General features: G+C 70.0%; 21 protein-coding genes. 12 read left to right on the forward strand and 9 right to left on the reverse strand.

Annotation, left to right across the window (positions count from 1 at the left end):
• Window positions 1–107: 107 nt before the first annotated feature.
• The 6 genes from lpdA (at window position 108) to ABD259_RS04845 (ending at window position 7,061) form a co-directional block, all read left to right on the forward strand.
• The gene (gene lpdA, locus ABD259_RS04820; protein WP_344160373.1) at window positions 108–1,484 is read left to right on the forward strand and encodes a dihydrolipoyl dehydrogenase; all 1,377 of its coding nucleotides are present in this window, start codon (window positions 108–110) and stop codon (window positions 1,482–1,484) included.
• A 72-nt stretch (window positions 1,485–1,556) separates the two neighbouring features.
• Window positions 1,557–2,999: a 2-oxoglutarate dehydrogenase, E2 component, dihydrolipoamide succinyltransferase gene (gene sucB, locus ABD259_RS04825; RefSeq protein WP_425573481.1), complete on the forward strand. Its 1,443-nt coding sequence runs from the start codon at window positions 1,557–1,559 to the stop codon at window positions 2,997–2,999.
• Between the two features lie 360 nt (window positions 3,000–3,359).
• Entirely contained in the window at window positions 3,360–4,259 is a 900-nt protein-coding gene (locus ABD259_RS04830; protein WP_344160374.1) for a TIGR01777 family oxidoreductase, read from the forward strand.
• Window positions 4,260–4,451: 192 nt separating this feature from the next.
• The gene (gene lipB, locus ABD259_RS04835; RefSeq protein WP_344107228.1) at window positions 4,452–5,180 is read left to right on the forward strand and encodes a lipoyl(octanoyl) transferase LipB; all 729 of its coding nucleotides are present in this window, start codon (window positions 4,452–4,454) and stop codon (window positions 5,178–5,180) included.
• A 58-nt stretch (window positions 5,181–5,238) separates the two neighbouring features.
• Window positions 5,239–6,201, forward strand: coding sequence for a lipoyl synthase (gene lipA / locus ABD259_RS04840; RefSeq protein WP_344160376.1), 963 nt, complete (start codon window positions 5,239–5,241; stop codon window positions 6,199–6,201).
• Window positions 6,202–6,329: 128 nt separating this feature from the next.
• The gene (locus ABD259_RS04845) at window positions 6,330–7,061 is read left to right on the forward strand and encodes a DUF4191 domain-containing protein (protein ID WP_344160379.1); all 732 of its coding nucleotides are present in this window, start codon (window positions 6,330–6,332) and stop codon (window positions 7,059–7,061) included.
• A 233-nt stretch (window positions 7,062–7,294) separates the two neighbouring features.
• On the opposite strand, the gene ABD259_RS04850 is transcribed toward ABD259_RS04845, so the two are convergent.
• Window positions 7,295–7,741, reverse strand: coding sequence for an RDD family protein (locus ABD259_RS04850; RefSeq protein ID WP_344160382.1), 447 nt, complete (start codon window positions 7,739–7,741; stop codon window positions 7,295–7,297).
• 306 nt (window positions 7,742–8,047) lie between these two features.
• Between ABD259_RS04850 and glnA the strand changes: the two genes are divergently transcribed.
• From glnA to ABD259_RS04865, 3 genes are all read left to right on the forward strand, one after another.
• Window positions 8,048–9,472, forward strand: a complete 1,425-nt coding sequence (gene glnA / locus ABD259_RS04855; RefSeq protein WP_344107236.1) for a type I glutamate--ammonia ligase — start codon at window positions 8,048–8,050, stop codon at window positions 9,470–9,472.
• Between the two features lie 134 nt (window positions 9,473–9,606).
• Window positions 9,607–10,077 carry a DUF6247 family protein gene (locus ABD259_RS04860; RefSeq protein WP_344160385.1) on the forward strand — a complete coding sequence of 157 codons (471 nt, stop codon included), beginning with the start codon at window positions 9,607–9,609 and terminating at the stop codon, window positions 10,075–10,077.
• Window positions 10,078–10,504: 427 nt separating this feature from the next.
• Entirely contained in the window at window positions 10,505–11,149 is a 645-nt protein-coding gene (locus ABD259_RS04865) for a nucleoside/nucleotide kinase family protein (protein WP_344160388.1), read from the forward strand.
• 131 nt (window positions 11,150–11,280) lie between these two features.
• Here the strand turns inward: ABD259_RS04865 and ABD259_RS04870 are convergent, their stop codons facing one another.
• The 5 genes from ABD259_RS04870 to ABD259_RS04890 form a co-directional block, all read right to left on the reverse strand.
• Window positions 11,281–11,841 (reverse strand): copper chaperone PCu(A)C, encoded by a 561-nt coding sequence (locus ABD259_RS04870; RefSeq protein ID WP_344107242.1) that lies wholly within the window; start codon window positions 11,839–11,841, stop codon window positions 11,281–11,283.
• Window positions 11,838–12,458, reverse strand: a complete 621-nt coding sequence (locus ABD259_RS04875; protein ID WP_344160391.1) for an SCO family protein — start codon at window positions 12,456–12,458, stop codon at window positions 11,838–11,840. The genes ABD259_RS04870 and ABD259_RS04875 overlap by 4 nt, the downstream gene beginning before the upstream one ends.
• An 84-nt stretch (window positions 12,459–12,542) precedes the next feature.
• A complete protein-coding gene (locus ABD259_RS04880; RefSeq protein ID WP_344160394.1) occupies window positions 12,543–13,160 on the reverse strand; it encodes a hypothetical protein in 618 nt (205 codons plus the stop codon).
• Window positions 13,161–13,320: 160 nt separating this feature from the next.
• On the reverse strand, window positions 13,321–13,890 hold the full coding sequence (locus ABD259_RS04885; RefSeq protein WP_344160397.1) for a TetR/AcrR family transcriptional regulator: 570 nt from the start codon (window positions 13,888–13,890) through the stop codon (window positions 13,321–13,323).
• Between the two features lie 40 nt (window positions 13,891–13,930).
• A complete protein-coding gene (locus ABD259_RS04890) occupies window positions 13,931–14,254 on the reverse strand; it encodes a DMT family transporter (RefSeq protein ID WP_344107252.1) in 324 nt (107 codons plus the stop codon).
• Window positions 14,255–14,515: 261 nt separating this feature from the next.
• Between ABD259_RS04890 and ABD259_RS04895 the strand changes: the two genes are divergently transcribed.
• On the forward strand, window positions 14,516–17,536 hold the full coding sequence (locus tag ABD259_RS04895; protein WP_344160400.1) for a bifunctional [glutamine synthetase] adenylyltransferase/[glutamine synthetase]-adenylyl-L-tyrosine phosphorylase: 3,021 nt from the start codon (window positions 14,516–14,518) through the stop codon (window positions 17,534–17,536).
• A 379-nt stretch (window positions 17,537–17,915) separates the two neighbouring features.
• Here the strand turns inward: ABD259_RS04895 and ABD259_RS04900 are convergent, their stop codons facing one another.
• The 3 genes from ABD259_RS04900 to ABD259_RS04910 form a co-directional block, all read right to left on the reverse strand.
• On the reverse strand, window positions 17,916–19,490 hold the full coding sequence (locus tag ABD259_RS04900) for an alpha-amylase (RefSeq protein WP_344160403.1): 1,575 nt from the start codon (window positions 19,488–19,490) through the stop codon (window positions 17,916–17,918).
• Window positions 19,491–19,853: 363 nt separating this feature from the next.
• Window positions 19,854–20,192: a hypothetical protein gene (locus ABD259_RS04905; RefSeq protein WP_344107258.1), complete on the reverse strand. Its 339-nt coding sequence runs from the start codon at window positions 20,190–20,192 to the stop codon at window positions 19,854–19,856.
• A gap of 79 nt (window positions 20,193–20,271) precedes the next feature.
• Complete coding sequence (locus ABD259_RS04910; protein WP_344160406.1) at window positions 20,272–21,078, reverse strand: hypothetical protein; 807 nt, start codon at window positions 21,076–21,078, stop codon at window positions 20,272–20,274.
• 365 nt (window positions 21,079–21,443) lie between these two features.
• On the opposite strand from ABD259_RS04910, the gene ABD259_RS04915 reads away from it, so the two are divergent.
• On the forward strand, window positions 21,444–21,665 hold the full coding sequence (locus ABD259_RS04915; RefSeq protein ID WP_344160409.1) for a hypothetical protein: 222 nt from the start codon (window positions 21,444–21,446) through the stop codon (window positions 21,663–21,665).
• 99 nt (window positions 21,666–21,764) lie between these two features.
• Window positions 21,765–24,776 carry an ATP-binding protein gene (locus ABD259_RS04920; RefSeq protein ID WP_344160412.1) on the forward strand — a complete coding sequence of 1,004 codons (3,012 nt, stop codon included), beginning with the start codon at window positions 21,765–21,767 and terminating at the stop codon, window positions 24,774–24,776.
• Window positions 24,777–24,803: the final 27 nt, after the last annotated feature.

Raw genomic sequence — 24,803 nt, forward strand, 5'->3', positions numbered from 1 at the left:
GATGAGACACGCGTTCGGCCGCGTTGTTATGTCAGAACAACGTGCTCCCCGCTACCGCGGGGATGGTCCCACGTTTATCCATACCTGCAACAAGGAGTGTCCTTCCCGTGAGTGAGAGCGGCGGCACCTTCGACCTCGTCGTCCTGGGCGGCGGCAGCGGCGGCTACGCGGCGGCGCTGCGCGCTGCCGAGCTCAACCTGAGCGTCCTCCTGATCGAGAAAGACAAGCTCGGCGGTACCTGCCTGCACAAGGGCTGCATCCCAACCAAGGCGCTGCTGCACTCCGCTGAGGTCGCGGACTCCGCCAAGGAGAGCGAGACCTTCGGGGTCAAGGCCACCTTCGACGGCATCGACATGGCTGCCGTCCACAAGTACAAGGACAAGGTGATCGGCGGCCTGTACAAGGGCCTGTCCGGCCTGGTCAAGGCCCGCAAGATCACCGTCGTGGAGGGTGAGGGCAAGCTCACCGGGGCCGACGAGGTCACCGTCGATGGCACGGCCTACAAGGGCCGCAACATCCTCCTCGCCACCGGTTCGCAGCCCAAGACGCTCGGCCTGGACATCGACGGCGAGAAGGTCATCACCAGCGACGACGCCCTGAAGCTCGACCGCGTGCCCAAGTCCGTGGTCGTGCTGGGCGGCGGCGTCATCGGTGTCGAGTTCGCCAGCGTGTACCGCTCCTTCGGTGCCGAGGTGACCATCGTCGAGGCCCTGCCGCACCTGGTCCCGGTCGAGGAGGAGTCCAGCTCCAAGCTGCTGGAGCGGGCATTCCGCAAGCGCGGGATCTCCTACGAGCTGAACACCCCCTTCGAGAGCGTGAAGACCACCGACGCCGGTGTCAACGTCACCCTCAAGGGCGGCAAGACGGTCGATGCCGAGATGCTGCTCGTCGCCATCGGCCGCGGCCCGGTCTCCGAGGGCCTGGGCTACGAAGAGGCCGGCGTCCAGCTGGAGCGCGGCTTCGTCAAGGTCGACGAGAACCTGCACACCGGTGTCGGCAACATCTACGCCGTGGGCGACCTCATCCCGACCCTGCAGCTCGCCCACGTCGGCTTCGCCGAGGGCATCTTCGTGGCCGAGAGCATCGCCGGGCTCAACCCGCCGGCCATCGACTACGACGGCGTGCCGCGGGTCACCTACTGCGAGCCCGAGGTCGCCTCGGTCGGCCTCACCTCCACCGCCGCCAAGGAGCGCGGCTACGACATCGTCGAGATGAACTACAACCTCGGCGGCAACGGCAAGAGCCAGATCCTGCAGACGCAGGGTGCGGTCAAGGTCATCGCCGAGAAGGACGGGCCGGTCCTGGGCGTGCACATGGTGGGCAGCCGTGTGGGCGAGCTCATCGCCGAGGGGCAGCTCATCTACAACTGGGAGGCGCTGCCCTCGGAGGTCGCGCAGCTCATCCACCCGCACCCGAGCCAGTCGGAGGCGCTCGGCGAGGCGCACCTCGCCCTCGCCGGAAAGCCGCTGCACGTCCACGACTGACACGGCGACGGGGTGGGCCGCGGCCCACCCCGTTTCTCGCGTGTCGAAGCACGTCAATTCCAAGAGGAACCCATGCCGACTTCCGTAACAGTGCCCGAGCTGGGCGAAAGCGTCACCGAGGCCACCGTCACCCAGTGGCTGAAGAAGGAGGGCGAAACCGTCGAGGCCGACGAGCCGCTCCTTGAGGTGTCGACCGACAAGGTCGACACCGAGATCCCGTCGCCCGCGTCGGGTGTGCTGACCAAGATCCTCGTCGCCGAGGACGAGACCATCGACATCGGCACGGAGATCGCGATCATCGGCGAGGCCGGTGACGTTCCGGCGGCGGAAGCTGCGCCCGCGGCCAAGGAGGCGCAGCCCGAGCCGACTGCCGAGCCCGAGCGGGCGCCCGAGCCCGCACCCGCCCCAGAGCCCGAACCGGCTCCGGCGCCGGCTCCGGCTCCGGCTCCGGCTCCCGCAGCCGCCCCGGCTCCGGCGGAGCCGGCCGCGCCGCGTGCCAGCCGCGAGGAGGCCACCCCGCCGGTGGACGTGGAGACCATCAGCGGCACCGGCCAGGCGTCGGGCACCGACGCGGTCACCGAGGCCTACGTCACGCCGCTGGTGCGCAAGCTCGCCGGCGAGCACGGCGTCGACCTGAGCCAGGTGCAGGGCACCGGCGTCGGGGGCCGGATCCGCAAGCAGGACGTCCTGGAGGCGGCCCGCAAGCTGAAGGAGGCCCCGGCCGCTCCCGCCGCCGCTCCGGCTCCGGCCGCCGCCGCGCCGAAGCGCACGGTGCAGGTCGACACCACGCTGCGCGGTCGCACCGAGCAGATGTCGCGCCTGCGCCAGGGCATCGCCGAGCAGATGGCCGAGTCGCTGCGCATCTCCGCCGAAATCACGCAGGTCGTCGAGGTCGATGTCACCAACATCGCGCGGCTGCGCGACCAGGCCGCCGAGCAGTTCGCGGCGCGCGAGGGCGTGGAGCTGGACTTCTTCCCGTTCTTCGCGCTGGCCGCTGTCGAGGCGCTGAAGTCGCACCCGAAGCTCAACGCGGTCATCGACACCTCGACCTACGAGGTCACCTACCACTCGATCGAGAACCTCGGCATCTCCGTCGACACCGAGGGGGGCCTGCTCGCTCCGGTGATCAAGGACGCCGGTGATCTCAACCTTGGCGGGCTCGCCCGCAAGATCGCCGACCTCAGCGAGCGGGCGCACACGGGTCTGCTCAACCCGGACGAGCTCAGCGGCGGCACGTTCACGCTGGCCGACACCGGAGCGTCCGGCGCGCTGTTCAACACCCCGATCATCAACCAGCCGCAGGTGGCCATCCTCGGCACCGGTGCCGTCGTCAAGCGGCCGGTCGTCATGGAGGACCCGGAGCTGGGGGAGGTCATCGCGGTCCGCTCGATGGTCTACTTCGCGCTGACGCACGACCACCGCCTGATCGACACCGGCGACGCCGGCCGGTTCCTGCAGGACGTCAAGGAGCGCCTGGAAGAGGGCGCCTTCGAGGCGGAGCTGGGCCTGGCCTAAGGAGCCGCCGCGAACCCGGTTCCCGTCCGGCGGAGCGCGCGCGGCGCGCTCGGCGGGGCGGGGGCCGGGTCGCGTGCGTGATTGGCACGCGACCGGGGGCAACGGCAGTGGGGCGGTACCCGGGTTGGGTACCGCCCCACCTTTTACCCCACCATTCACCATCCCCCTGGTGATCCCCATCACCAAAGGTCTTCGGGCTGAGGATCGGCCGCGGCTCGCGAGCACCCCGGCCGGTTTCACCCCCTGTTCGTCGCAGGGAGTTCCTTGCCCTGTACCCAAAGTAAGCCCCTGGGCGGTCGCGCGCAGGCGTTCTGCGGAACTGGGCAATGATTTTTCGTCGGCCCGGGTACGAACAGTTGCATGCGAATCGCTATCACGGGGGCATCGGGGCTGGTCGGGACGGCTTTACGCCGTTCCCTGGCCGTGGATGGGCATACGGTGGTGCGTCTGGTCCGACACACGTCGACGTCGCCGCCCGGGCACGAAGAGGCGTACTGGGATCCGGTGGGGGGCGAGGTCGAGACCGACGCGCTCCGCGCCGTCGACGCCGTGGTGCACCTCGCCGGCGCGCCACTGGGCCCCGCCCGCTGGACACCCGAGTACAAGCAGCAGATCTACGACAGCCGGGTCAACGGCACCCGCGCGCTGTGCAGGGCGCTGGCCGACATGGACAAGCCGCCGCCCCGGCTGCTGTCCGCGTCGGCCATCGGCTACTACGGGGAGACCGGTTCGACGGTCGCCGATGAGGATTCGCCGCACGGTGACGGTTTCCTCGCCGAGGTGGCCAGTGCCTGGGAGGCCGCGGCCACAGCGGCGGAGGAGGCCGGGATCTCGGTCGCCTATCTGCGCAGCGGCGTCGTGTTGTCCAGCGAGGGCGGACTGCTGGGCAAGGTGCTCCCGCTGTTCCGCATGGGGCTGGGCGGGCGCCTGGGCGACGGGCGGCAGCACATGAGCTGGATCTCCGTCGCCGACGAGGTGGGAGCGATCCGGTTTCTGCTCGAACACCCCGAGCTCACCGGACCGGTCAACCTGTGCGCGCCCGAGCCGGTGAGCAACGCCGAGTACACCGCCGCTCTGGGGCGTGCCCTGCGTCGCCCGACGTTCCTGACGGTGCCGGCCTTCGCGATGCGGTCGGCGCTGGGCGAGTTCGCCGACGAAGCCGCGCTGGTCGACCAGCGTGTGCGCCCGCGTCGGCTGCTGGAGGCCGACTACGCCTTCCGGCACCCGGAACTGGATCAGGCGTTGGCCGACATCCTCTAGTGGCGCAGGATCGCGTCTGAGCCACTCGCGTGGGCGGAGGAGTCGGCACCCGCGGATGGAGCCGCCCAGGGAAAGGCGCGGCGAACACCCGCCCGCCCTGCGTTATTCCGTTCTGGAACGCGCGAAACGGTGGCCGGGACGTGCCCTATCCGACATCGCCCGCACCACCCGCCGGGACATAAGGTGGGATCTATGAGTGAGCTCGTCTTCGCCTGGCTCGGTGATGACCCGGTCCCCTATCAGGAGGGCTGGGACCTGCAGAAGCGGATCCACGAGAACCGGGTGGCCGACAGGATCGGCGACACCGTCCTGATGCTGGAGCACGAGCCGGTGTACACCGCCGGGAAGCGCACCGGCAGGTGGGACCGTCCGCTGACCGATCCCGGAGCACCGATCTTCGACATCGACCGCGGCGGCAAGATCACCTGGCACGGCCCCGGCCAGCTCACCGTGTATCCGATCGTGAAGCTCAAGGACCCCATCGACGTCATCGCCTACGTGCGCATGCTGGAGGAAGCGATCATCCGCACCATCGCGGAGTTCGGGCTCACCGGCAAGCGCGTGGAGGGCCGCACAGGGGTATGGCTCGACGCCGACCCCGAGCGCGGCCTCACCGAACGCAAGATCGCGGCCATTGGGTGCCGGATCGCGCGCGGCGTGGGGATGCACGGATTCGCCCTGAACTGCGATACTGATCTGTCCTGGTTCGACCGCATCGTTCCGTGCGGGATTTCCGACGCCGGAGTCACGTCGATCTCCCGCGAGCTGGGACGCGATGTGCGCGTGGCCGACGTGCTGGCGATCACCGAGCGACACTTGGCCGAAGTTCTCGATGCTCCTGCCTACAGCCACCACGACGGTGTCCCCGAGCCCGCCGCGCCTGCGTCTGAGGCCGTGCCCGAGCCCGCCGCCACCGTCTGACCCCGTACGAGCATCACGACGACCTCCCCAGCGTGGATGAGGAAAGGAAGGGCCCGCGTTGACCATCGCTCCTGAGGGCCGCAAACTGCTGCGCATCGAGGCGCGCAACAGCGAGACCCCCATTGAGAAGAAGCCGCCGTGGATCAAGATCAAGGCGAAGATGGGGCCGGAGTACTCCGAGCTGCACTCGCTGGTGAAGCGCGAGGGTCTGCACACGGTCTGCCAGGAGGCGGGCTGCCCCAACATCTATGAGTGCTGGGAGGACCGCGAGGCCACCTTCCTCATCGGTGGCGACCAGTGCACGCGTCGCTGCGACTTCTGCCAGATCGCCACCGGCAAGCCGACCGCCCTGGACCGCCGCGAGCCGCTGAAGGTCGCCGAGTCGGTCCGCACGATGGAACTGAAGTACGCCACGGTCACCGGTGTCGCCCGGGACGATCTCGACGACGGCGGCGCGTGGCTGTACGCGGAGACGGTCCGCAAGATCCACGAGCTCAACCCCGGCACCGGTGTCGAGCTGTTGATCCCGGACTTCAACGCCGACCCCGACCAGCTGGCCGAGGTGTTCGGGTCGCGTCCGGAGGTGCTCGCGCACAACATCGAGACGGTGCCGCGGATCTTCAAGCGCATCCGGCCCGGCTTCCGGTACGAGCGCTCGCTGGACGTCATCACCCAGGCGCGCGCCGACGGCCTCGTCACCAAGTCCAACCTGATCCTGGGTATGGGCGAGGAGCGCGAGGAGATCTCCCAGGCCATGCGCGACCTCCACGAGGCCGGGTGCGACCTGCTGACCATCACCCAGTACCTGCGCCCCTCCAAGCTGCACCACCCGATCGACCGGTGGGTGAAGCCGCAGGAGTTCGCGGATCTGGCGGCCGAGGCCGAGGAGATCGGCTTCGCCGGTGTCATGTCGGGACCGCTGGTGCGCTCCTCCTACCGGGCGGGCCGACTGTACAAGCAGGCCATCGAGAAGCGTGAGCGAGAGGCGGCGGCCGCGTCCGGCGCCGCGGTACACGCCTAGAACACGCCCCGGACGCCGCCCCGACCCCGACTCCAACTCCGACAATCCGGACAACGTAATCAAGCTGAGACGGCGGCCCTCGGCCGCCGTTTCACGTTCGCTCCCCCGCGAGACATATCCTGGACGTCATGGCGAACAAGCCCAAGGACAACAACACACCCCAGGCCACCGACGCCAAGGGCAAGGGCGGCGCGGAGAAGCGGCCCGGCAGGTTCAAGCAGATCGGCATGGTCGCCAAGGTCGTGCACCAGCAGAGTCCGAAGACCATCCCGATCTCCGTCGGGATCTTCGTCTCCGTGCTCGCGATCTCCGTGATCGGAGGCTTCCTCACGGGGGCCTGGCTGTACTGGATCACCCTGGGCATTCCCGTCGGCTTCCTCGCCGGATTCATCTTCTTCACCCGCTCCGCGCAGCGCGTCCAGTACCAGATGCTGGACGGGCGCCTCGGCGCCGGCATGGCGGTGCTGGACAATATGCGCGGCGACTGGACGGTCGAACCGGGTGTCGCCGCCAACCGGCAGATGGACGTCGTGCATCGGGCGGTGGGCCGGCCGGGCGTCGTGCTCGTGGGCGAGGGCGACCCGTCGCGGCTGCGCGGCCTCATCGCCGGAGAGAAGAAGCGCGTGGCGCGGGTCGCGGCCACCACCCCGATCTACGACCTGCAGGTCGGTAACGGTGCGGACCAGGTCCCGGTCTCCAAGCTCCAGCGCCACGTCATGAAGCTTCCCCGTAACCTCGACAAGGCCGAGGTCGCCGAACTCCGCTACCGGCTTCGCGCGCTTCCCGCCGGCATCCAGATGCCCAAGGGGCCGATGCCCAAGGGCATGCGGATGCCGAAGGGTCCCAAGGCGCAGGGCTGATCGCCAGAACCAGCACGAGGGACAGAGCGAGCGGGTGGCGCGGATCCAATCGGATCGGCGCCACCCGCTCGCTCTGTCTTTCGCCCTCTTTCCGTGTGACGCTCTCCCCACGACCGTGTTACGCGGCTCGCCGTGTTACGCGGCGGTCGATCATCGGTTAACCGGCGGCAAGCGGTCTGCCAAAGGGCGGGCAAAATTTCCCCCTGCCGGATCCCGTCGCTCCGCCCGTACGGTCAGTACCGCCGACTCACGGTCCCGGCGGCCCGGTCGTGCAGGCCCCGCAGGTCGCGGTCGTAGATGACGGCGGGGATCACCAGGCACAGCAGCACGGTGCGCAGCGTCATCGCGACCGCCCAGGGCAGCGCCCGCTCCCCCGTGGCGGCGACGCCCACGCCTACGATGCGCTTGCCGACGGTCGTGCCGATAAGGGTCAGCAGCACGATCTTGTAGACGGCGAAGACGAGCAGGGCTAGGCCCGAGACGCTGTTGGCGGCCTGCGGGTCGGCCGGGGACACCCCGGCGACCATGGACGCCACGCCCACGCACAGGACCCAGTCCAGAAACACCCCCAGCAAGCGCCGCCCCACGCCGGGGACGGAACCCGGCCCTTCCTCCGGCATGCCCAGCCGGTTGCCCCGGTAGCGGAACTCCACGTCCTCCGTGCCGCCCATGTTTCCCATGGTGACAACGTTATCGGCGGCTCCACCCTGCTCGCGTCCGCCCTTGGTGCGGCCCACGTGGCCGCCAGCGCGTCGGCTCGGATGGGCCTACCATTATCAGGGCGTATGCCGTGTACCCGCGCATGTGCGCCTTAGGCAGGGAAAACGACCGACCCCGTAACATGCAGGAAACAGGGGAGACATGGCGGGGAAACGGCCCCCTCCTAGCGTCAAGGATGTAGCCGGGAGGCGGCGAGGTTCGAACATGCCCGCGATGGTGCGGAGGTTCTCCCCGCGCGGCCTCTTACACCTGCACGGAGGTATGTTTTGTTCAGCAGCGCCGAAGAGCTTCTGGCCTTCACCCGGACCGAGGACGTCAAGTTCCTCGACGTCCGGTTCACGGACCTGTTCGGGTCCACCCACCATTTCACGCTCCCGATCGAGAACATCGACGCGGGCACCTTCGACGAGGGCCTGATGTTCGATGGCTCCTCCATCCGGGGCTTCCAGGCCATTCACGAATCGGACATGCTGCTCCTCCCGGACTTCAGCACCGCCGTCGTGGACTCCTTCCGTGAGCACAAGACGCTGAACCTGACGTTCTTCGTGCACGACCCCTTCACCCGCGAGTCCTACAGCCGCGACCCCCGCAACGTCGCCCGCAAGGCCGAGGCGTACCTCAAGGGCACCGGCATCGCCGACACCGTGTTCTTCGGCCCGGAGGCCGAGTTCTACATTTTCGACGACGTGCGCTTCGAGACGCGTGAGAACGCGAGCTTCTACTACATCGACTCGATCGAGGGCGCCTGGAACACCGGCACCGACAATGGCCGCTCCAACCTGGGCTACCGCCCGCGCTACAAGGGCGGCTACTTCCCGGTCGAGCCGGTCGACCACTACAGCGACCTGCGGTCGACCATGGTGCGCAACCTGATCGACGCCGGCGTGAACGTGGAGATCCAGCACCACGAGGTCGGCACCGCGGGCCAGGCGGAGATCGACTTCCGCTTCGACACCATGCTCAAGTCCGCCGACACGGTGCAGCTGTACAAGTACATCGTGAAGAACACGGCGTACCAGCAGGGCAAGTCGGTCACCTTCATGCCCAAGCCCGTCTTCGGCGACAACGGCTCGGGCATGCACTGCCACCAGAGCCTGTGGAAGAACGGCGAGCCGCTCTTCTTCGACGAGACCGGCTACGCGCAGCTGTCCGACATGGCGCGCTACTACATCGGCGGCCTGCTCAAGCACGCGCCCGCGCTCCTGGCCCTGACCAACCCGACGGTGAACTCCTACCACCGCCTGGTGCCGGGCTTCGAGGCGCCGGTCAACCTCGTGTACTCGCAGCGCAACCGCTCCGCCTGCATCCGTATCCCGCTGACCGGCTCCAACCCCAAGGCCAAGCGCCTGGAGTTCCGCGTCCCGGACCCGTCGGCCAACCCCTACCTCGCGTTCTCCGCGATGCTCATGGCCGGTATCGACGGCATCAAGAACAAGGTCGAGCCGCCGGAGCCGGTCGACAAGGACCTCTACGAGCTCCCGCCCGCGGAGGCCGACGCCATCAACAAGGTGCCCGGCTCCCTCGACGCAGCCCTGGAGGCCCTGGAGTCCGACCACGAGTTCCTGCTCGAAGGCGGCGTCTTCACCCCGGACCTCGTCGAGACCTACATCGACTACAAGCGCACCGAGGAGATCGACTCCCTCCGCCTGCGCCCGCACCCGCGTGAGTTCGAGCTGTACTACGACATCTAGAGACCACGCGCTAGCCACGGTCTGACCGCAGCGACGCCGTAAAGGGCCGCTGTTCCCGCTCTGAGGGCGGGAACAGCGGCCCTTTCTACTTGAGAGCATGGACTTCAGAACACAATCTGAATAGACTATGATCCATGAGCACAAGCTGCCCGGACACCGTCAGCTTCTCTGACCTGTCCCGCAACCCACGCAGCGTGGCTGAGCGCGCCACCAGCCTCGGCCGCGTCCGCGTCACCCATCGTGACGCACCTGACTTCTATCTGATCGCCGCAGACCGCGAGGATCTGCGAGACCAGACACTCACCACGGCATCTCGAATCTTCCTCGCCATGGCAAAGCAGGATCCCGGCACTCACTCGCTGCATCTGGCCGTACGCGACGTCTTCCCGTGGGTCCGCCACCTGGAAGAGGACGAGGTCCATGAGTTCTCCGACGAACTCGTGGCAGCGTTGTCCGACGCAGCCGAACTGGACACGGACGTGAGTGTTCAAGAAGTCATCGCGGGATGGCGTGCGACTGCGCGAATCAAGGCCGATCCTGAGCAATACCGGCGCGCTCTGGAACCGATGGAGGGCGACTTCGGTCCGGTGGATGTCACCGCATGAGCCCAAAACGCGGGGACAGGGTGACTGTCCCACCCCCCAGTGATGAATGGGACGTGCGATTCGGTACGAGCGACGCGGTACGAGGTTGGGAAGAACTGTGCCGCCTGGCATTGGCCAATACGCGCCGCTGCTTTGACACGGTACGTACTGACCCCCGATCCCAAGCGCAGCCTGAACGCCAGCATCGCCTGCGGGGAAGGCGTGGAACAGGGCGGTGGAAGGGCCGCGACCTCGAACAGTGGGAGTACGCAGTCACCAGCGGCGGGCGTGTCGCTATCTGATCGACGACGAAGCGCGGACGATCTGGATCGTCTACGCCTCTCCTCGGCACCCGAAGGACACCGACCACTGAGCGGAGCCCCGACTACGGCGACGATATTTGGGGCCGTCGGTCCGCTCGTCGGTGCCGGAGCTTAGAGTGGCGGCCATGCTGGAGAAACTGGTGGCCGACGCGCGGGCGATGGCCGTCACGGCCGCTCCTCGGGCGTTCCTCGGCATCGCGGGTCCGCCGGGGGCGGGGAAGTCGGCTCTGGCACGGTATCTGGTGGAGGAGGTCCGCCAGGAGCTCGGGGCGGACAGCGTCGCCTACGTGCCCATGGACGGCTTCCACCTGTCCAACGCGCAGTTGGACCGGATCGGCCGTCGCCATCGGAAAGGCGCTCCCGACACGTTCGACGTACGCGGGTACCTGGCGCTGCTGCGGCGGTTGCACACCGAGGAGGCCCGCGTCTACGTGCCCGGGTTCGACCGCGCGCTGGACGAACCCATCGCCGCTCGGCACGTCGTCGAGCGGAGTGTCCGGCTGGTCGTGACCGAAGGCAACTACCTTGCCGACGACGCCCCTCTCTGGCGCGACGTGCGCCCTCTGCTCACCGAGCTCTGGTACGCGGATGCCGACGATGCGACGCGTGAGGCGCGGCTCGTCGAACGCCAGATGGCCGCGGGGCGCGGCGCAGAGGCGGCACGTGCCTGGGTGGAGCGAAGCGACCGGGAGAACGGGGAAGTGGTGAAGCCGACCCGCGCGAACTGCACCCGCGTCGTACGGGTCGGGGACTGCGCGCGGCTGCGCTGAGACGGAAGCGCCGCTGGTTCCCGCCGTCTCGTGCCCCCGCTCGGCGCCCGGCCGGAGGTCGCGGTCGGGCGGGAAGCGGACCGGCGGTGAAGGCACGGGTTGCCGCCATCCACCGCCGGTCCGCCGGAGGATCAGTCGCCCTCGTGGCCCATGTCCTCGTGGGAACCCGAGTCCTGGGAGTCCGTGCCCTGCATCGGGTCCTCGATGGTGGCCTCGGTCTCGATGTCGCCGGACTCCTTGAAGCTCAGGGTGAGGGTGATGGTGTCACCCGCTTCGAGGTCCGCGACCCCCGTGGGCTCCATGAGCATCAGGTGCAGGCCACCGCTTTCGAACTTCACGGTGTCATCGGCGGGGACGGAGACGGTGTCCTGCTGTTCCATCTTCATCTCACCGTCGTTGTTCACGGTGTCGTGCATCTGCACCTCCTTCGCGGCGTCCGTGGCCACGCCGGTCAGGACATCGTCGGCACCGCCGGTGTTCTCGATGGTCAGGTATCCGGCGGTGACGTCCGGGGTGGACGGGACGCGGACGGTGGCGTCCGTGACCTTGATGGAGGGCTCAGCGGAGCCACGGTCGGCCGCGGGGGTGTGCTCCGCGGCACCGCCGGCCTCCGGTCCGCCGCAGGCGCTCAGCGCGCCGAAGGCAAGCAGCGCGGCGGGCAGCAGGAGGGTGCGCTTCAACGTGGCGGTCATGGGGTGTTGTCTTCTTTCAGGAGCAGTTTCAGGTCGTCGGCGATGGCGTCGGGTTCGGTCCCGTAGTTCCACATGAGCTCGGACTCGCCCTCGGGAGAGAACACGAGGGTCTGGCTGCCGTGCCCGACCTGGTAGTCGCCCTCGCGGTCCTCGGGGCGACTGATGGAGATCCCGAGGTCGCTCGCGGCCTCGTCGGTGTCCTCCAGCGTCCCGCTGAGTCCGGTGAAGTCCGGGTTGAAGCTGCTCAGCCACATGTCGATCAGCTCGGGGTCGTCCCGATCGGGGTCGGCGGTGACGAAGACCACCTTGAACCGCTCCCGTTCGTCCGGGTCCAGTTTGTCGACGGCCTGGGCCATGTCGGCCATGGTCGTGGGGCAGATGTCCGGGCAGTTGGTGAAGCCGAAGAAGACGGCGGTGGTGACGCCCTCGGAATCCGCCTTGAGGTTGTAGTCCTTGCCCTTGTTGTCGGTGAAGGTGATGGACGGAAGGGTGAACGCGCCGTCGACCTCCGTGCCGGTGTAGGGCGAATCGTCACCCGGCTGGTTCCCCGGCCCGGAGCAGGCGGTCAGTGCCGCCAGCAGGGCCAGCCCGCCAGCGAGCGGCATGGTGATGCGCATAGTCGAATGTCCTCAGCACGATGGGCTCCGCCCCGCGGTCGGGCGCGGAGCGGAGCCGCATGACAAGTTCGGTTGATCGCTGGTTCAGGCGACGAGGGCCGGAGGTGCGCGTCCGACGACGACATGGCGCAGCACGCGCGGCCGCAGCAGCACCACGGGACTGTGCCCGTACAGGCGCGGAGGCCGGGCGGCGCGGTAGGGACCGCTTCCCAGCAGTGGCGACAGCAGGGTGGCCCGGAGCCACCGCAGCACGGCCCATAGCGCCTCCTCGCCGGAGGCCAGCCACCACCCCGTGACCAGGGCGGCCCACACGTGGGCGAGGACCATGCCGTAGCCGTAGCCGTCGCCGTTGGTGAGGCCGCCGCCGCACATGTGCCCGAGCGACCGCGCGAACGCGTCGGGGGTGAGTGCGGTGGTGGGGGTGACCGTGATCGCCGCTCCCGTGCCGGGTGCCGCGCAGTGGAAGAGCAGGTGGAGCAGGACCTGGGCGCCGAGCAGCCCGCCGATGATGGCGCCGGCCGAGCGCTGGCGCCCGGCGAAGGGGGTGAAGAGCAGTGCGCACCCCGCGACGGCGCCGCCGAGGACCAGGGGGCCCGGCAGGGACCCGCCCGCTGTGACATGCCCGATCATCGCCATGCCGACGCAGACGGCCGCGAAGAGGGCCGCCCGGAGAGCACGGAACGAGAGCTGCGGGTATGTCATGGCGCAAGACATCATCTCAGCACTTCAGGGCGGCCGCGATCGGGGGCCGCATAACGCTCGCCCCCGTGTTGACCTCGGGAAAGTGCGCGGAATTCCAGCGACTCCCTGGCGCACTTCGCCGAGATCAGCAGTGGTGGGACGGTAAGAAGGGGAAGAACGGTCAGTCGAGGCGGAGGACGTAGCGCAGGACGGCCCGTACTTGACCGAAGTCCAGCGGACGCTCCTCAAGCAGGGCCTCCATGCACAGGCCGTCGGCGACCGCGACGGCCGCGCGGATGGCCACCGGGTCGTCGGTGTAGGCCGCAGCCACCTCGGTCATGAGGTCGATCCATTTGCGCGCGATGGGGCGGAGCACGGGGCGGCGTACCGCCAGCAGGGTGAGTTCGTACTCGGCGAGGCTGCGTGCCCGCCCCGCCGCGTCCGCGCAGTCGGTCACCATGCCGGCCAGTCCGTCGAGCGGGTCCTCTCCGGCCTCGACGAGTTCGCGTAGGCGGTGCACGTAGCTGTCCGCGGCCTCGGTCAGCGCCGCGACGAGCAGGTCGTCCAGGGTCGCGAAGTAGTAGAGCGCCGAGCTCGCGGGGACCTCCGCCTCACGGGCCACCGCGCGGTGCGTGACACCGGCCACGCCGTCGCGCTCCACCACGCGGAGCGTGGCCGCGATGATCTCCGAACGGCGGCGCTCACCGCGCGCCCGCCGCCCGTCGGTCTTCTCCGCTACCTCGCCGCTCATCGCCCCGTCCCTTTCTCCGTCTATTTCCCGTGTATTCCGCTCAATGCGCGCCGCCCATCTCCAGCGCCAGGACACCCACGATGACCAGGCCGATCCCGGCCATCTGGACCCAGGTCAGGTTCTCACCCAGGAACAGCGCCCCGATGATCGCGATGAGGGCCACACCGAGCGCGGACCACACCCCGTAGGCGACGCCGATGTTCATGCCCTGCTTGAGCACCTGGGCGAGCAACCAGAACGCGGTCCCGTACCCGGCCAGCGTCACCAGCGAGGGCACCAGCTTGGTGAACCCGTCGGAGAGACGGAGCGAGATCGTTCCGGTGACCTCGGCGGCGATAGCGCCGAGCAGCAGTATCCACGGCATGGCGGAACCTCCTCGGTAGGGGCGTGCGGGGGCGTGTCGGCCGCCTGCCCGCCGTCCCTCATGTCCGCGCTCCCGGCGGGGACGTCGCGGGTGGATCGGTGGGGCTGATGGAGCTGTGGGCCGGCGACCGGCCCTTGGATGAGCCTCGGATACTAGTTGTACATCAGTTCAACAACTTCACGCCAGATAATAGTCCCGCATGCGCCGCTCCAGGTCTCGCGGGCTACGGTAGGCAGCGTGGCGACTCGCGACGGATTCTCAATGACCGCAGGCGCACTGGCCCGGCGGGGGTTCGGTGATGGTGCACGCGCGGCGCGTCTGATGACGGAGGCCGGGCTTGACCCCGGTGCCCACGCCCAGGTCATCGACGCTCTCAGCGCGGCGGCCGACCCCGACCAGGCCCTGCTGGGGCTCACCCGGCTGGTCGAGAGCGAACCGGAACCCGACGAGCTGCGCGCCGCGCTCAACGACGACCCCGATCTGCGTGCCCGGCTGATCGGCGTGCTGGGGGCGAGCACAGCGCTCACCGACCACCTGGTGCGCCACCCCGGCGACTGGCGGGAACTGCGCGGGGCGGACGCCGCACGCACGCCCAGCCCCGAGGAGCTGCGTGCCGGCCTCCTGCACACCGTCGGCGCCGACCCCAACGCCACGGCGCCGATCGCCGCGGCCGATACGGATGACGCCGACGGCGCCGCGCACGCGCTGCGTGTCGCCTACCGCCGCCGTGTGCTGCGCCTGGCCGGGCGCGACCTCACCGGAGCCATCGGCCTGGAGTCCGCCGCGGCCGAGCTCGCCGACCTCGCCGCCGCGACCCTGGACGCGGCGCTGGCCATCGCGCGGGCGCAGTCGCCTGGGGACGCCGAGCTGTGCCGCCTCGCCGTGATCGGCATGGGCAAGTGCGGCGGCCGGGAGCTCAACTACGTCAGCGACGTGGACGTCGTGTTCGTGGCCGAGCCCGCCGAGGGGGTGGAGGACGTGCAGGCCGCCATGCGCGCCGCGACCGGGCTGGCCTCCGCCATGATGCGCATCCCGGGGGCCACCGACGCCGAGGGCACCCTGTGGGAGGTCGACGCCGCGCTGCGTCCCGAGGGCAAGAACGGGCCGCTGGTCCGCCAGCTGTCGGGCCACATCGCCTACTACGAGCGGTGGGCCAAGACGTGGGAGTTCCAGGCGCTGCTGAAGGCCCGGCCCATCGCCGGAGACGCCGCTCTGGGGCGGGAGTACAGCGAGGCGATCGCGCCGATGGTGTGGCGCGCGGCGAGCCGCCCCCACTTCGTCGACGACGTGCAGGCCATGCGGCGCCGCGTCATCGCCCACATCCCGGCGGCCGAATCCGATCGGGAGATCAAGCTGGGCCAGGGCGGGCTGCGCGACATCGAGTTCTCCGTGCAGCTGCTGCAGCTGGTGCACGGGCGGACGGACCCTGCGCTGCGCTCCGGCAACACGCTCGCCGCCCTGGAGGCGCTGTCTGCGGGCGGCTACGTGGGGCGCGAGGACGCCGCCGGCCTTGCCGCCGCCTACCGCTTCCTGCGCCATGTGGAGCACATGCTCCAACTGCACCGGCTGCGCCGCACCCACCTGCTGCCCTCCCCTGATACCCCGGACGGAGCAGAGCAGCTGCGCCGGCTGGGGCGCGCTCTCGGCTACGTCGCCAATCCGGTCACCGACCTGACCGCCGCGTGGCGGCGCGTCGCCAGTGAGGTCCGGCGCCTGCACGAGAAGCTCTTCTACCGGCCGCTGCTGCACGCGGTGGCGCGCCTGCCCGGCACCGAGGCGCGGCTCACGCTGAGCCAGGCGGGAGAGCGACTGGAGGCACTGGGTTTCGCCGACCCGGAGGGCGCCCTGCGCCACCTGGAGGCGCTGACGGCCGGCGTCTCGCGCCGCGCCTCCATCCAGCGCACCCTCCTGCCGGTGATGCTCGGCTGGTTCGCCGACTCCCCCGCCCCCGATGCCGGGCTGCTGGGGTTCCGCCAGGTCAGCGACGCGCTCGGAGCCACACCGTGGTACCTGCGGCTGCTACGGGACGACGTGCGGGTGGCGGAGCGCATGGCGTGGCTGCTGGGCACCAGCAGGTACGCCACCGACCTCCTCCTGCGCGCCCCCGAAGCGGTGGCGATCCTCGCCAACGACGCCGATCTGGTCCGGCGCCCCACGGAGGCGCTCACCGCCGAGGCCTACGCCGCGCTGCGGCGGCACGACACCGCGGAGAAGGCCGTGGCGGCGGTGCGTGCGCTGCGCCGCCGCGAGCTGTTCCGCACCGCTGCCGCCGATCTGCTGGAGGTGTCGGGGATCGACGCGGTCGGCGAGGCGCTGACCGCGATCGCGACGGTGACTATCGACGCGGCCCTGCGGGCCGCCTGGGCGAAGGTGGCCGCGGATCTCGGCGAGGAGCCGTGCACGCGGCTGTGCGTGGTCGCGATGGGGCGCTTCGGCGGCAACGAGCTGAGCTACGCGAGCGACGCCGATGTCATTTACGTCCACGACCCGCTGCCCGGCGCCGACCCCGCCAAAGCCACGCACCAGGCCAACGTGATCATCCATGAGCTGCGCCGACTGCTGGAGATGCAGTCCGACGACCCGCCCCTGGTGCTCGACGCCGACCTTCGGCCCGAGGGCAAGAGCGGCCCGCTGGTGCGCACCTTCGATTCCTACGAGGCCTACTACCGGCGGTGGTCGTCGACCTGGGAGAGCCAGGCGCTGCTGCGCGCCGCCCCGATCGCCGGGGACGGGGACCTGGGTCGCCGTTTCACCGAACTGATCGACCACATCCGCTACCCCGAGGGCGGCGTGTCCGACAAGGCCGTCCTGGAAATCCGCCGCCTCAAGGCCCGAATGGAGGCCGAACGCCTGCCGCGCGGGGCCGACCCCACCCTCCACACCAAGCTGGGACGCGGCGGCCTGTCGGACGTCGAGTGGGTGGCCCAGCTCATCCAGTTGCGCCACGCCTACGAGCTGCCCGAACTGCGGACCACCAGCACGCTCAAGGCGCTGGACGCGGCCGTGGCCCACGGCCTCCTCACCGCCGAGGACGGGGCCACACTGGACGTCGCCTGGCGCATGGCCGCCCGCGTACGCGGCGCCATCATGCTGGTCCGCGGCCGAGGCGGCGACTCGATCCCCACATCGGTCCGCGACCTCTCGGCCCTGGCCGGCGCCCTGGGCTACCGCGACGACGAGGCTGAAGAGGAAGGCCCTGCGGGCCGCCTCCTCCAGGACTACCGCCAGGCCACCCGCCGTGCCCGAGCCGTGATGGAGCGGGTCTTCTACGACGAACTTTGACTGCTTCCCCTCCCTGGAGGGAGTTCAGGACCAAGCGGGGATCTCGCTCAGGCGGTCACACAAGCCAGCGCCCGGCCTGGCCGCACACCCTCGGCGCCCAGCAGCACCGGTCCCACTCCGCTGCCAAGGCGGTTCCGGAGGTGGCCGACACGCGAAGCCGATAGGTGTACCGGGCGTCCCTGGTGGCCCTGGTGGTCGGCTTTTGTATCGCCATGGCCAGCGATCTCTCCAGTGTGCGACACAACGCCGTACCGGCTGGGTGCCGGTACGGCGATGCCTGCCCCACGGAGGAGGGCTGATCAGCGCTTCCCTTGCTGTGGGCCCCACCCCCCTCTTTCTCTTTCGCGTGATGGGATTAGCCGCTCCTGGGTCGTTGGCGTCACGGCTGCGGCGAGGGGGCGGACGGTGTGGCGTCGACGTGGATGGCGAGGGTGCCGTTGGCTGGGAGGGTGGCGGTGACCTGGCCCTCGTCCACGGTGATGGCGGTGGCGGAGTCGGACGTGCACGCGGCCGGGCCGTTGGCGACGTCGCAGTAGGTGCCGTCGGGCAGGTTCGTGGGTGAGGCCATCCTCCACGCGGTATCGGTGGCGTTGAAGGCGGCGAATCCGCGGGCGCCCCGGTCGAAGGCGAGGCGGGCGTCGCCGTCGGCGGTGCGGGGCGCGGCCGGGGTGGAGCCGACCGCCGTGGGGAAGGTCGGCATCGCGTTGAGGTTTCGGTGTTCGCAGAACCAGCGGGCGTTGTCGCAGCCCGTGGTGGCCGTGAGGGCTCCGGCCGGGTTGCCGTCCTTGGTTCCGGTGCTGGGCGGGCCTTGGGCCCTTTGGGTGTAGTAGTAGCTGGACATCACCTTGGGGGTGCCGTACGGCTGCGCGAGCATGAACGTCTGGGCGAGGTCGTGCCGGGCGCCCATGCCCTGGTAGCTGATCGAGACGTCGTCGCGCTGGGTGTCGTGGTTATCGATGAACACCACGGCCTCGTCTGCGGCGACCGCCATGTCGTGGTCCACCGCGTCCAAGAGGCCGTTGAGGCGGCCGTCGCGGACTGCGGTGCCGACCGCGGCATGGAAGCGGAAGTCGGTGACGTCGCCCAGGGGGGTGTAGCCCCACGGCTTGATGGAGTCGGGGCCGCCGCCCTCCTTGACCTCCTGGTAGACGTAGGGCGGGCCGCCATAGCCGGGAACGTCGTGGAGACCAGCGTAGATGGATTGGAGGTCGGTGGCGGGAATGTGCTTGGCGGCGTCGATCCGGAAGCCCGCGACGCCGAGGTCGATTAGGCCGTTGAGGTAGTCGGTGATCTCCGTGCGCACGTTCGGTCGAGACGTTTTGAGATCCCGCAGGGCGAGCAGCTCGCAGTTCCAGACCTCGTCGGGGTCGTTCCAGTCGGCGATGTCGTGGCGGCAGTCGTTGAAGTCGCGGCTCGTGTAGGGGACGGCGGGGTAGGCGTAGGCGTCGCCCTGCCACGAGCTGCCCGCGCTGCCGGTGCCGCGGCCAGGACCGGTGGTGTGGTTGACGATCGCGTCGGCGTAGACCTTCACCCCGCTCTCGCGGCAGGTCTCCACCATCGCGGCGAAGTCAGCGGCGGTACCGCGCCGGGTGTTGTCGATCTTGTAGGAGACCGCCTGGTAGTCCTGCCACCAGGGGTACGCGGCGCCCTCGGCGCTGGGCAGGACCACGTGCTCCTGGGGCGGGGACACCTGGACGGCGCCGTATCCGTTCGGGCCGAGGACGTCGGCGCACTCCCGGGCGACGGACTCCCATCGCCACTGGAAGAGGTGGACGATGACCGAGCCCTGGGTTTCGGGGGCGATGGTCGCGGAGGCTGCGGCGAGATCGGGCGCGGGGGTGGTCGCGGTCGGGGGCAGTGCGGGGGTGGCGGAGGAGGTGACGGCCAGCAGGAGGCCGGCGCCGATGATGGTCGGGGCGGTAGCCGCGGTGAGTGGGCGTCGTCGCGGTTTCATCGCGCCTCCTAGGCGGATGGAGCGTGTGGGGGATCTACCGTGAAAACCGCGAAAGAACACGCAAGAATTTTCACGGTGCCGCGAAGATAGCAAGCGCGTCGACGGCTGTGAAGACCGGACTTCCCGCACCTTTCACGAACGAAAAGCGTCGCTTGAATACCGAACGACCTGCGGGGATCCGGCTCCGCGTAACGTTTGGCTACGCTCCGCGCATCGTACTTGGCGTGCGGAAACGCTGATCTGGCATCCGGGGTCGATCGCGCAAGATCATGACGGTGAGCGCAAAGGTGTTTCGACACGACGAAGGCCGGGTCCCGCGGGGGAGGACCCGGCCCTGGTATTCCTGCGCACCTGCGCCCGCGGCTACTGCCAGAAGACAGCGATGCCGACGTTGATGATGGTCAGCACACCCGCGGCCGTAGCGAGGTTGGCGGCGGGCTTGCGCAGGTTGATGACGGCGATGATAGCGACCACGAGCGCGACGACGAGCTTGACGCCGATCTTGATGTGGTCGAGCCCCCCGCCGTTCATCTCGGCGAGCCCGACGAGCAGCAGGCCGGTCAGCAGCTGCAGCAGCGTGCTGTGCAGGATGACCTTGGGAGACTTCTCGTTGCCGGTGATGAGCTGCATGAGGAAGCCGCTGAGAATACCGGCCATACCCAGGAAGTGCAGGAAAACGAGCGCGGAGTAAACGATGTCCATAGCGGCAAGCCTACTACGCCGCGTAGTATATGCGCGCTCGTTTCACGACATGGTGACATAACACTTCCGCAGCCTTGGTTCAGGCGTGACGACCCCGCTTGGGGATGTGGCGCGCCGCCCTGCGAACGCGCCGCCGCCACAGGAAGAACACCACTCCTAGGCCAATGACCGCGCCCACGCCTGCCCCGACCAGACTCCACTTCGGCGGCCAGCCCTCCAGCGCGGCGGCGCCCAATGACCACCCCGCCTCCTCCGACGACTCCGAGCGATCCGAGTGGTCAGCCTGGTTCTGTGGCTCCTCCCGCGGCACCAGGTTGGCGTCGGTCCCGCAGGCGACCAGGGGGCCTCCCTGCTCCAGCTGGACGCAGGCCGTGGTGCCGATGTACCGCGCTTCCTCGTCCACGTCGCCCAGCCGCACACTCGTCGTGCGCACGATCTCCTCTCCTGGGGCGAGCGAAACCTCCCACGCGACCGCACCGTCCCAGGTGGTCGCCTCCTCCCCCGCATCGACGAGCTCCATCTCCGGCATCAGGCTCTGGAACAGCAGCATGCGCTCGAACGGTTCGTCCCCGTCGTTGCGCAGAGTGATCACGTACTGCGACTCATCACCCGGGCCCATCCAGTGCAGGGAGTCGCGCACACCGACGGACAGGGCTGGCAGCTCTGAACGGTCGACCTCATTATCCGGATTATCCGGCTCGCCCTGGTCCGGCTGGTCCTGCCCCTCAGTTCCCTGCTCCTGCTGTTCCACCTCGTCCCGCGGCTCCGTACGCCCGGCCTCCGCCGGAAAGGCGAGGGCTCCGCTCAGGACCGCGACGCCCGCCAATCCGACGGCAAACCGCGCCGCCGCGCGACCCCCGCTGAGACGGGCGGAACCTCGACTCACGACCATTGACCCTCCAGCCGGTCACGTGACCCTCCCCCGCGGAGAATCCCCTGGTTACGACAACTATCCGCATCTGAGAGAACACTGAGTGCGACACGCCACCGTTCTCCGAATCGCCTGACCGGCTGACGGCGTCCACCCCCACGGTGCCCGTCCGCACCCCCGTCCCCATCGCGGCGACGACGCGGGCTTGAGCCCCGCACCGCGCCCAACCCCCCGGTCTTAGCCACCGCGCCCCACGTCACGGCCATGAATAGGGCATCCGCCCCATGTGCGCCCGGGGGACTTAGCCCGACGCTGAGGAGCGCACGGAACGGACCGCACCAGCGGCGCCGAATCGCCACGACCACCGAGGAGACGGACCCATGACACACCCCGACATCACCCGGGAGATCGCCCGGGGGCGGATGGCCGACGAGGAACGCGACCGGCGCCGCCACTGGGCCGCCGAGCACGCCGCACACGACGGCCGCAGTGCGCCCGCCGTCCCACGCACCTCGCTGCTGGCGCGGCTGGTCCAGTGGCTCGGTCGCGTCGGTGCCGCCGAATCCTGGCAGCGGCACATCGCGACGGGTCCCCGGCGCTAGGCGGTGGCCCGCGGCACATCCCCCATGCCCCCGTGGACGCGTCAGCGACACGACACGGCCGCGGACGGCGCGCCGCACGCCCCGGGCATACTCGGGGACATGACCCCCATCGGCACCAGCCCCGTTTTCGTCGGCCGACACAGCGAGCTGCGCGCCCTGCTCGACCACGCCCGCCGCGCGCGGAGCGAGGCATCCGTGACGATGCTCATCGGAGGCGACGCGGGGGTCGGCAAGTCCCGCCTGGTCAGCGAGTTCGCCGCGCAGGTAGGTCAGGGGCGCGTGGTGTTCGGCGGCTGCCTCGAACTGGGCGTGGACGGGCTGCCGTTCGCCCCGTTCGTCGCGGTGCTCCGGCATCTGCTGCGCGACCTGGGCCGCGCGCCCTTCGACGCGCTCGCGCTCGATGGGGAGCACGAGCTCGCGCGTCTCCTCCCCGAGCTCGGCCGCGCGCCGGCCGAGCGCCGCGAGGCCCGCGGCATCCTCTTCGAGCAGGTGCTGCGCCTCCTGACCGCCGTGTGCGAACCCGATGGGCTCACTGTGATCATCGAGGACCTGCACTGGGCCGACAACGCCACCCGCGACCTGCTGGTGTTCCTGCTGCGCAACCTCGACTCACCCGGGGTGCAGGTCGTCGCCACCTACCGCGCCGACGACCTGCACCGCACTCACCCCCTGCGGCGGCTGCTCCCAGAGCTGGAGCGGCTGCCCAACGTCACCCGGTTGGAGCTGGGGCCGCTCGACCGCGAGGAGGTGGCGGAGCAGGCCGCCGCCATCCGCGGCAGCGCCCTGCCGCCCGACGAGGTGACCGCGCTCTACCATCGGACCGGCGGCAACCCTCTGTTCGTCGAGTCGCTGACCGACTGCTCGGCCGTCCGCACCGACCATGTCCCGCAGGGCACCCGGGAGCTGCTGCTCGCCTCCCTGCATCGGCTGGACGACCGGGCACGCTTCGTCGTCCGCGTCGCCTCCGTCGGGGCGGTCAGCGGCGGCCGGATTTCTCACGAGCTGCTCGCGCACGTCGCCGACCTGCCCGAGAGCGAGCTCGATGCGGCGCTGCACGCGGTCGTCGACACCAACGTGCTGCGGATCGAGGGCACGGGCTACCGGTTCCGGCACGCGCTGCTACGTGAGGCCGTGCACTCAGAGCTGCTGCCCGGCCAGCGCTCCCGGCTCCACTCGCGCTTCGCCGAGGCGCTCGACACGCTGCCGGGCGTCGTCCCCGCCGACCGGCTCGCCACCGAGCAGGCCCACCACTTCTACGCCGCCAGCGACCTGCCGCGCGCGCTGAGCGCCGCGTGGTCGGCCGCGCGGCACGCGCGTGAGGCACTGGCTTACGCCGAGGAGCTGCTCATGCTGGAGCGCGTCCTCGAACTGTGGGACCGGGTCGCCGACGCCGAGGAGCGCGTGGAGGGCCATAGCCACGTCGACGTCATCAGCATGGCCGCCGCGTCCGCCGTCGAGGGCGGGCAAGTGGGCCGGGCCCGCGAACTGTGCGACATGGGGCTCGCCGGGATCCCCGAGGACGCCCTGGACGAGGAGAATCTGCTCCGCCGTGCCATCCTGCTGCGCCGCCGCGCGCAGGCCCGCATCCAGCTCTCCGACGGCGACGGCGTGGAAGACCTCTTCGCGGCGCAGGCCGTCCACCCGAAGCACGCGTACGGCTACGGCTTCCTGCTCTCCCTCCTCGCCCGCGAGACCCTGCTCCGGCAGCGGCTGCCGGCCTCCGCCACGCCGGGCCCGGGCCGCATGAACGCGGGCGACCGCGACGGGCTCCGCGCCATCGAGCTGGCCAAGGAAGCGATCCGGTACTCCGAGATGGCCCCTCGGGGCGCCGATGCGAGCGACGACTGCGCCCGAGCCGACGCGCTCATCACCCTGGGTACCGCATTGTTCGGGGATGGAGAGATCGAGGAGGGGCGGGCCGCCGTCGAGGAGGGCCTCGACCTGGCCCGACGGATGTCCGACCCGTCGTTGGAGGCCCGCGCGCTGATCAACCTCGCGCACTACCTGCGCGAGCAGGGCCAGCACGAGGAGGCCATCGAGCTTCTGGACTGCTCCTTGGAGCGGCTCCGCGAGCTCGGGCTGATGAGCGTGCGCGGCACCTTCACCGCGCTCAACCTCGCCGAGACCCACTACGACCTCGGCAACCTGGAGACCGCGCGGCAGATGGCACGCACCGGGCTCGCCTGGTCGCCCGTTCCGATGCACCGGAACCACCTGGCCCAAGCCGCCGTGCGCGCGTCCCTCGCCCTGGGAGAGGTCGAGGAGGCCCGGGAGTACGCCGCGAAGGACGGCGGGCGGGAGTCGCTCACCACCGCACGCATCCACACTGTGCAGCTCGGTGTCGCGGCCGCCGTGGAGCTCGACATAGCGGAGAACGCCCTTGACCGCGCCCTCGCCCTGGCCCGGGAGTCGCTGCGCACGGTCGATTTCGCCCTCTCCAGCGGATACGGCTGGATGCTGCTCGACCTGATCGCCGAAGCGGTGCGCCGCGCCTCGGCCGACGGCCCGGAGCGGCGCTCACCGCTGGTGGCCGAGGTGCGTGGGCTCCTGGATGAGGTGGCCGTGCCGATGCCGGAGATCGGGCCGGTCCAGACTGCCTACCGCGTCGCCTACGCCGCGCGACTGGCCGCGGCCGACCGACAGGACGCCGCGGACGTCCTCACCGCGTGGCGGAAGGCCGTGGCCGCGTGGGAGCGCACTCCCCTGCGGCTGCGGTTGGCCGACGCACGGCTGCACGCGGCCGAGGCCGCCGTCGCCGCGGGGGACCGTACGGACGTCGAGGCGTGGGTGCGGGCCGCCGCGGCGGTCGCCAAGGAGTCCGGCGCCGCCGTGCTTGCGAACCGGGCCGCCGACCTCGCCCGCCGACTGGGGATCTCGCTGGACGCCTCCCCCGCGGCCGCGCCTCCCCCTTACCCGGCTGGGCTGACACCGCGTGAGACCGAGGTGCTGCGCCTGCTCGGGCGCGGGTATACCAACGCCGAGATCGCCCGGGAGCTGTTCATCGCGGCCAAGACGGCGAGCGTGCATGTCTCCAACATCCTGGCCAAGCTGGACCTGCCGAACCGGGGCGCTGCGGGCGCCCGGGCGCGGGACCTCGGCCTGTTGGCCTGAGCACCACCGGGAAAGGACCAGCGGGAA

It is taken from the genome of Nocardiopsis rhodophaea (genome assembly GCF_039530945.1).
In the GTDB taxonomy this organism is placed as follows: Bacteria; Actinomycetota; Actinomycetes; order Streptosporangiales; family Streptosporangiaceae; genus Nocardiopsis_C; species Nocardiopsis_C rhodophaea.